This is a genomic window from Collinsella aerofaciens ATCC 25986 (assembly GCF_964239575.1).
GTDB lineage: Bacteria > Actinomycetota > Coriobacteriia > Coriobacteriales > Coriobacteriaceae > Collinsella > Collinsella aerofaciens_BQ.
Map to the genome: position 1 here is coordinate 1 of NZ_CAXSQQ010000054.1, position 1,537 is coordinate 1,537.

The window sequence follows — 1,537 nt, forward strand, 5'->3', positions numbered from 1 at the left end:
GGCTCTGTTAGACCAGGATTGACATACATGTGTCCCCACGGTGCCATATCGTTGACCCCATAGACCGCGATGATGGGGGCAGCATGAACGCCGAAGACCTGGTCCTCAACTTCAAGAAGGGCATGGCGAACCTCAGCAAGACCGAGCGCCGCCGCGCTATCGAGTCCGTCAGGGACGTGATCCGCGCGGCGGCGTTCGACGACGCGGCCGGCTCCGCCTACGAAATCGAACGCTGCCCGCGCTGCGGGTCCGCCGCGGTCGTGAAGAAGGGCAAATCGAAGAACGGCGAGCAGCGCTACCTCTGCCGGGGCTGCGGCAGGACCTTCGGCATGGGCAGCGAGCGCATCCTGGGGACGAGCAGGCTCCCGAAGGAGACCTGGATGGCCTACGCCGAGTGCTTCGTGCTCATGCTGCCCCTGCGCGAATGCGCGAGGCGCTGCCGCGTCTGCCTCAAGACCGCCTACACCATGCGCCACAGGCTGATCGAGTGCCTCTCGGCCTACTCCCCCTCGTTCAGGGTCGAGCGGGGCTGCGGCTGCGAGCTCGACGAGACCTATTTCCCCGAGTCGTTCAAGGGCAACCACGCGAAGGGGTCGTTCACGATGCCGCGCCCCTCCCGGCACCGCGGCAAGCAGGTGCACAGACGCGGGCTGTCGCGCGAGCGGATCTGCGTCATGACCGGAGTGAACGACTCGAACGAGACGTTCCTCGAGGTCACGGGGCGGGGCGCCCTTTCGAGGGAGCGCGCCATGGACGCGCTGAGGGGCCGCATCGCGGCCGGCTCGGTCGTCGCGACCGACAGGGCGGCCGCCTACGTCGGCGTCCTCGCCGAGCTCGAGGTCGCCGCGCACGCGGCCTACGACCCCAAGGACCGCTCCGGGGGGACCATCAACCGGGTCAACGCCGTCCACTCGCTCCTCGGCGCCTTCATGGAGCCGTTCAGGGGCGTGTCGACGAAGCACCTCGACGCCTACCTCGCCTGGTTCAGGTGGTGCCGGACCTTCATGGCGACCGATTCCGGCGCGGCCGGGCGCACGGTCGCGCGGCAGCTCGCGCACGGCGTCTGCAGGAGCCGCGTCCGCGACATGTTCAACGTGGAGCCGCCCTACATGGACTACTGGGCCGCGCCCGCCGCATAGAGGCGGTAGAATGGTCGCACCGCGATACACGAGGAGGGGTGAGGCCATGCCGTCGAACATACCGGCCACGACGATCCGCATCGACCCGGAGGTCAAGAGGGAGGCCACGGCCATCCTGGACGAGCTCGGCCTGTCCATGTCCACCGCCGTCAACGCGTTCCTCAGGGCGCTCGTCCGAGAGGGCGGGATGCCGTTCGAGATGAGGGTCAAGACGCCGGCGCCCGACGAGGAGACGGCGAGTTAGCCGGCAGGTCGGCATGAAACGGCAGGGCCAGGCGAGCAACTCGTCCGGTCTCGGGCGCATCGCCCCTTGCCGGATTCAGATTCGACAAGGGGCGACCATTGTGCAATCGCAAGAAGATGACGGGGCGGAATGTCAATCCTGGTCTAACAGAGCC

2 protein-coding genes are annotated in these 1,537 nt (G+C 67.7%); both read left to right on the forward strand.

The features are described 5' to 3' along the window. The first annotated feature begins 83 nt into the window (after window positions 1-83). Window positions 84-1,139, forward strand: coding sequence for an IS1595 family transposase (locus tag ACESUZ_RS10035; RefSeq protein ID WP_373199909.1), 1,056 nt, complete (start codon window positions 84-86; stop codon window positions 1,137-1,139). A 46-nt stretch (window positions 1,140-1,185) separates the two neighbouring features. Then, window positions 1,186-1,383 carry a type II toxin-antitoxin system RelB/DinJ family antitoxin gene (locus tag ACESUZ_RS10040; protein WP_117744010.1) on the forward strand — a complete coding sequence of 66 codons (198 nt, stop codon included), beginning with the start codon at window positions 1,186-1,188 and terminating at the stop codon, window positions 1,381-1,383. The last annotated feature ends 154 nt before the right edge of the window (window positions 1,384-1,537 follow it).

Excerpts from the sequence above, each read along its gene's own strand:
- ACESUZ_RS10035 (WP_373199909.1), top strand. The coding sequence starts at position 84 with ATGAACGCCGAAGACCTGGTCCTCAACTTCAAGAAGGGCATGGCGAAC.
- ACESUZ_RS10040 (WP_117744010.1), top strand. The coding sequence starts at position 1,186 with ATGCCGTCGAACATACCGGCCACGACGATCCGCATCGACCCGGAGGTC.